General features: G+C 69.1%; 8 protein-coding genes. 7 read left to right on the top strand and 1 reads right to left on the bottom strand.

What is annotated here, in order from left to right:
• Window positions 1–523 (top strand): M23 family metallopeptidase (locus VJS38_RS03420; RefSeq protein ID WP_324086751.1); only part of this gene is annotated, 523 nt, incomplete at its 5' end.
• Between the two features lie 15 nt (window positions 524–538).
• Here the strand turns inward: VJS38_RS03420 and VJS38_RS03425 are convergent.
• Window positions 539–1,378 carry an ATP-binding protein gene (locus VJS38_RS03425; protein ID WP_324086752.1) on the bottom strand — a complete coding sequence of 280 codons (840 nt, stop codon included), beginning with the start codon at window positions 1,376–1,378 and terminating at the stop codon, window positions 539–541.
• 120 nt (window positions 1,379–1,498) lie between these two features.
• Between VJS38_RS03425 and yajC the strand changes: the two genes are divergently transcribed.
• From yajC to VJS38_RS03455, 6 genes are all read left to right on the top strand, one after another.
• Window positions 1,499–1,849, top strand: coding sequence for a preprotein translocase subunit YajC (gene yajC, locus VJS38_RS03430; RefSeq protein WP_324086753.1), 351 nt, complete (start codon window positions 1,499–1,501; stop codon window positions 1,847–1,849).
• A gap of 15 nt (window positions 1,850–1,864) precedes the next feature.
• Window positions 1,865–3,469, top strand: coding sequence for a protein translocase subunit SecD (gene secD / locus VJS38_RS03435; protein ID WP_324086754.1), 1,605 nt, complete (start codon window positions 1,865–1,867; stop codon window positions 3,467–3,469).
• Window positions 3,470–3,482: 13 nt separating this feature from the next.
• The gene (secF, locus tag VJS38_RS03440) at window positions 3,483–4,454 is read left to right on the top strand and encodes a protein translocase subunit SecF (RefSeq protein ID WP_324086755.1); all 972 of its coding nucleotides are present in this window, start codon (window positions 3,483–3,485) and stop codon (window positions 4,452–4,454) included.
• Between the two features lie 32 nt (window positions 4,455–4,486).
• A complete protein-coding gene (locus VJS38_RS03445) occupies window positions 4,487–4,846 on the top strand; it encodes an Mth938-like domain-containing protein (RefSeq protein WP_324086756.1) in 360 nt (119 codons plus the stop codon).
• 77 nt (window positions 4,847–4,923) lie between these two features.
• The gene (locus tag VJS38_RS03450; protein WP_324086757.1) at window positions 4,924–5,529 is read left to right on the top strand and encodes a urate hydroxylase PuuD; all 606 of its coding nucleotides are present in this window, start codon (window positions 4,924–4,926) and stop codon (window positions 5,527–5,529) included.
• Between the two features lie 106 nt (window positions 5,530–5,635).
• Window positions 5,636–6,136, top strand: a 501-nt coding sequence (locus VJS38_RS03455) for a squalene/phytoene synthase family protein (protein WP_324086758.1), incomplete at its 3' end; no start/stop codon positions are given.

A 6,136-nucleotide genomic window follows, 5' to 3' on the forward strand; every position in this document is an offset into this window, starting at 1 on the left:
CTACACCCCGCCGTCCGGCGCCTACAGCTCCTCGACGCCCGCGCCGCGCGCCTATGTCCCGCCGCCGGCCGCCGCCCCAACGCCCACGACGACGCTCAGCGACGCCCAGGTGTCGGACCTCGGCAAGGGCCGGTTCGTCTGGCCGCTGCAGGGCGCGATCATCTCGGACTTCGGACCGAAGGCGCCGGGCCAGCGCAACGACGGGCTCAACATCGGTGCGCCGTTGGGGACCTCGGTGCGGGCCGCCGCCGCCGGCGACGTGGTCTACGCCGGCGACCAGGTGCCGGGCTTCGGCAACCTGGTGCTGATCAAGCACGCCGACGGCTGGGTCACGGCCTACGGCCATCTCTCGCGCGTCATGGTCAAGATGCAGCAGAAGGTGCTCCAGGGCCAGGAGATCGGCCAGGCGGGCGCCACGGGCGGCGTGGCCGAGCCGCAGCTGCACTTCGAGGTCCGCTACGCCTCGAGCCCGCTCGAGCGCGCCAAGCCGGTGGACCCGAAGCTGGTGCTGCCGAAGGGGTGAGGCCCTTCGGCAGGCTCAAAGCGGCAACGGCTTGCCCTGCTCGCCCGCCAGGTCGCGGATGAACTGCCAGGCGATGCGGCCCGAGCGGCCGCCGCGCAGCTGCGCCCACTGCAGGGCCCGGCGGTCGAGGTCGGGCGCGGCCAGGCCGTAGCGCTGGGCGTAGCCGCGCACCGCCTCGAGGTAGGTCGGCTGGTCCATGGCCGGAAAGCCGACCCACAGGCCGAAGCGGTCGGAGACGCTGACCTCTTCCTCGGCGTCCTCGGCGGTGGCGATCAGGCCGCGGTCCTCGGTATGGGCCCGCGGCATCAGGTGGCGGCGGTTGGAGGTGGCCACGAAGAGCACATTGGCGGGCGGACCGCAGACGCCGCCCTCCATCGCCGACTTCAGCGCCTTGGCGGCCGCGGCGCCTTCCTCGAACGACAGGTCGTCGCAGAGCACCAGGAACCGCTCGGAACGCTCGCGCAGCAGGTCGAACAGGGCGGGCAGGGCGGTGACCTGGTCGCGGTCGACCTCGACCAGCTTGAGGTTCGGCTCATGGGCGCTGACCGTCATGAAGGCCGCCTTGGCGATCGAGCTCTTGCCCGTGCCGCGCACGCCCCACAGCAGCACGTGGTTGTAGGGCACGCCCTTGGCGAAGCGCTCGAGGTTCTCGAGGAATCGCGCCTTCTGCCGCTCGATGCCCACCAGGCTGTCGAGCGCCAGCGGATAGTCCGGCGCAGGATGGAAGGCGCCGGTCTCGGGATCGTGACGGAACAGGCGCGCGGCCGTGAAGTCCGGAGCTACGGGCGCCGGCGGGGCGATGCGTTCCAGGGCCTCGGCGATGCGGGTCAGGAAGGGGGCAAGCTCGGCGTCCATGGCGCGAACGCTTAGCCCCCCTGCGGTTCCATTGCAAAACCAGGGCGCAGCGCATAGCTTCCGCCGACTTCGAACGAGGGGCTCCCTTCCGCCCCCCGGTCCGCGCTTTCCGGAGAGGCCATGTTCTCGACCCCCGCCTATGCCCAAGCCGCCGGCGCCGCTCCCGTGGGCGGTCCCCAGGACATGCTGATCCAGTTTCTGCCGCTGATCGCGCTGGTGGTGCTGTTCTACTTCCTGATGATCCGTCCGCAGCAGCGGCGGGCCAAGCAGCACCAGGACATGCTCGCGGCCATCAAGCGCGGCGACAACGTCGTGCTCTCCTCCGGCGTCATCGGCAAGGTGGTGCGCGTCGAGGAGAAGGAAGTGGGCGTGGAGATCGCCACCGGCGTCACCGTCAAGGTGCGCAAGGGCATGATCGCCGAAGTCACCGCCCGCGGCGAGCCGGCGGCAGCGAACGATTCCAAGAACTAGGCGAAAACCCGGGCCATGATGACCCTTTCGCGCTGGAAGGTGCTTCTCGTCGTTCTGGCGACCATCTTCGGCGCTCTTTTCACGCTTCCGAACCTGCTGCCGCCCGACGCGCGCGACAAGCTTCCCGGCTTCGTGCCGCAGAAGGCGCTGAACCTCGGCCTCGACCTGCAGGGCGGCTCCTACCTGCTCTATTCGGTGGACACCCAGGCGCTGCGCAACGAGCGCCTGACGAACCTGACCGAGGACGTGCGCAAGACGCTGACCGACGGCCAGATCCCGTTCACGGACCTGGGCCAGGTGGGCGGCGCCCTGTCGGTGCGGATCACCGATCCCGGCCAGGTGAACAAAGCGCAGAACGCCCTGCGCAACGCCGTCGGCGCGCCCTTGGCCGGGGTGGCGGGCGGCCGCGACGTGACGGTGAACACCGCCGCCGACCAGCGGCTCAATATCGCCTTCGTGCCGGAGGCCTTCGACGCCGACGCCGCGCGCGCCGTCGACCAGTCCATCGAGATCATCCGCCGCCGCATCGACCAGCTCGGCACGCGCGAGCCCAACATCGTGCGCCAGGGCAAGGACCGGATCGTCATCGAGGCGGCCGGCGAAAGCGATCCGGAGCGGCTGAAGACCGTCGTCGGCCAGACCGCCAAGCTGACCTTCCAGATGGTTGACGACAGCGTCACCGCCCAGGAAGCCGCCGCTGGCCGCGTGCCGCCGGGCTCGGAGCTGCTGCCGTCCACGGACGGCTATGCCCCGGCCTATGTCGTCAAGAAGCGCGCCGAAGTCACTGGCGAGATGCTGGTCGACGCCCAGGCCCGCTTCGACCAGCAGACCGGCCATCCGATCGTCCAGTTCCGCTTCAACGGCCAGGGCGCGCGGCGCTTCGGCGACGTCTCCAGCCAGAACATCGGCCGGCGCTTTGCCATCGTGCTGGACAAGAAGATCATCTCCGCCCCGGTGATCCAGAGCGCGATCACCGGCGGCAGCGGCCAGATCACCGGCAACTTCACCGAGGAATCGGCCAACGACCTCGCCATCCTGCTGCGCGCCGGCGCGCTGCCGGCGCCTCTGAAGGTCGAGGAGCAGCGCACCGTCGGCGCCGAGCTGGGCGCCGACGCCGTCCGCGCCGGCGGCATCTCGGCGGCGGTGGGCCTGGCCGGCGTCGCGGTCTTCATGGTCGTGATGTACGGCTGGCTGTTCGGCGGGATCTCGCTGCTGGGCCTGATCGTCAACGGCCTGATGATCATCGGCCTGATGAGCGTGACCCAGGCGACGCTGACGCTGCCCGGCATCGCCGGCCTGATCCTCACGTTGTCGGTGGCGGTGGACGCCAACGTGCTTATCTACGAGCGGATGCGCGACGAGCTGCGCGCCGGGCGCAGCGTGATCGCCTCGATGGACGCCGGTTTCTCGCGCGCCATGGGCACCATCATGGACGCCAACATCACCCACCTGTTGTCGGCGGCGATCCTGTTCGGCTTCGGGGCGGGGCCGGTGAAGGGGTTCGCCTGGACGCTGTCGATCGGCGTGCTGACGACGGTGTTTTCGGCCGTGCTGGTCACCCAGGTGCTGCTCGCCTGGTGGTTCCGCGCCACGCGGCCCAAATTCCTGCCGATCGCGTGAGAAGGCCTCGATCATGAAATTCTGGCCCCTCATCAAGGTCCTGCCGGTCCGGACGCACTTCAAGTTCGTGCGGCTGGCGAAATATTTCGCCCCGGTGTCGATCCTGGCGGTCTTCGCCGCCCTGGCGATCACCGCCTATCCGTTCAAGCCGCCGTGCTTCGGAATGGCCTGCGGCATCGACTTCAAGGGCGGCACGGTGCTGGAGATCTCCACCGCGCCGAACGCGGTCGACATCGGCAAGGTGCGCGGCGCGCTGAACGGGATGAACCTGGGCGACGTCCAGGTGCAGGGGTTCGGCGCCCCGTCCTCGGCCATGCTGCGCTTCCAGACGCCTGAGGGGGCCAACCCCGCCCAGGTCGTCGAGACGGTGAAGGCCAAGGTCGCCCAGACGGTCTCGCCGGTGAAGTTCGTGCGCACCGACGTAGTCGGTCCCAAGGTCTCGGGCGAGCTCCTGACCAAGGGGCTCCTGGCGCTCGGCGGCGCGATCCTGCTGATGCTGGTCTACATCTGGTTCCGGTTCGAGCTGCAGTTCGGCCTGGGCGCCGTCGCGGCCCTGTTCCACGACGTCTTCCTGACCTTCGGCCTGATCACGCTGGCGCGCATCGAGTTCAACCTGACCGCGGTGGCGGCGCTCTTGACCATCATCGGCTATTCGATGAACGACACGGTCGTGGTGTTCGACCGGTTCCGCGAGAACCTGCGCAAGTACAAGCGCATGCCGGTGGCCGAGGTGATCGACCTGTCGATCAACGAGATGCTGACCCGGACGATCATCACCAGCATGACGGCGATCTTCGCCCTGGTCGCGCTGGCCGTCTTCGGCGGGCCGACGCTGTGGGGCCTGTCGGTGATCATGCTGTTCGGCATCCTGATCGGCACCTACTCGTCGATCTACATCGCCGCGCCGGTCATCCTGCTCTGGGGCGTCAAGCGCGGCGGCGAAGACGAGGCCGAAGCGTTGAAGCCGGCGAAGGCCCGGCCCTGAGAAGGGGCCGCCGCTGACAGGAGACACCTCCGATGGCCCGGGACGCGCCCTCGATCGACGCCTATGGCGACGGCGGGTTCCGCCTGGACGGCGTGCGCCATGAAGGGTCGCTGTTGATCCTCAAGGACCAGGCCGGCGTCTGGCCGGTCGGTTCGCTCGCCGAGCTGACGCCGCAGAGCCTGCAGCCGGTGCTCGACGCCGGCCGCAGCGAGGTGGAGTTCGTCCTGCTGGGCGTGGGCGCGAAGAACGCCCTGCCGCCGCGGGCGGTGCGCGAGACCCTGCAGCGCGCAGGTATCGGGCTGGAGTTCATGGATACTCCGGCGGCGGCGCGGCTCTACAACGTCCTCACCTCCGAGGGACGGCGGCTGGCCGCCGCGTTGATCGCCATCTGAAGCGGCGCGACTGCTTCACGACCGCAACGAAGCGGCCTATACCTTACAGCCACGTCAGAATTGGATAGGGGGAAGCGATGGCTGGACTACTTGCGAACCTGCGCAACACGGTGATTGTCAGCTTCGTGCTGGCGCTGATCATCATCGCCGGCTACTTCATGCACTACGGCTCCGCGGATGCGATCTTCTGGCAGGCGGTGTTCCGCTGGCTGCACGTCCTGGCCGGCATCATGTGGATCGGCCTGCTCTACTACTTCAACTTCGTGCAGATCCCGACGATGCCGAAGATCCCGGCCGAGCTGAAGCCGGGCGTCTCCAAATTCATCGCGCCGGAAGCCCTGTTCTGGTTCCGCTGGGCGGCGCTGGTCACCTGGGTGATGGGGATCATCCTGGCGTTCGACCGCGGCTACCTGCTGCAGGCGATCACGCTGGGCGCGACCGAGGGCTTCAAGGTCCCGCAGCACAGCTTCATCGGCCTCGGCATGTGGCTGGCGACCATCATGTTCTTCAACGTCTGGGCCTTCATCTGGCCGGCGCAGAAGATCGCGCTGGGCCTGGTCGAGGCCGACGCCGACGCCAAGGCCGCGGCGGCGCGCAAGGCCATGCTGTTCTCGCGGACCAACACCCTGCTGTCGATCCCGATGCTGGTCACCATGACGATGAACCAGACCATCTTCGGCTGATCCGAAGCTCGTCGAAAAGGGAAGGGCCCGCCGGCGACGGCGGGCCTTTTTTTCGAGCGTCCTCCCTCCCCCGTTTCACGGGTGAGGAGCGAGGGCAGGGAGGAGGTTGACGAACCACTTCCGAGGCCCCACCCAGCGCGCCATGCCCAGCGACGCGCGCCAAGATCCCGAGGACCTCGACGCCCTGGTGCGCCGGGTAGACCCGGACCGCTGGCTCTCCAGCCGCTTCATCGCCGACCCGGGCGAGCGGGCCGACGTCGTGGCGATCTACGCCTACGACCACGAGCTGGCGCGGGCGCCGCGGGTGGCCTCCAACGCCTTGCTCGGCGAGATCCGCCTGACCTGGTGGCGCGAAGTGCTGGACGAGATCTTCGAAGGCCGCGCGGTGCGCCGCCATCCCACGGCCCAGGCCCTCGCCGGGGCAGTCGTCCGCCGGAGGCTTTCGCGCGAGCCGCTGGAGGCGATGATCGACGCGCGCTACCGCGAGCTGGACGTCGAGCCGCTGACCGAGGACGAGGCTCTGGCATGGGCCCGCGAGACCGCCGGACGGGCGGCCGAGGCGGCGGTGGCGGTGCTCGATCCGACGGCCGACCGCGAGCGCGCGATC

Origin of the sequence: Phenylobacterium sp. (assembly GCF_035276905.1) — a bacterium.
Taxonomy (GTDB): domain Bacteria; phylum Pseudomonadota; class Alphaproteobacteria; order Caulobacterales; family Caulobacteraceae; genus Phenylobacterium.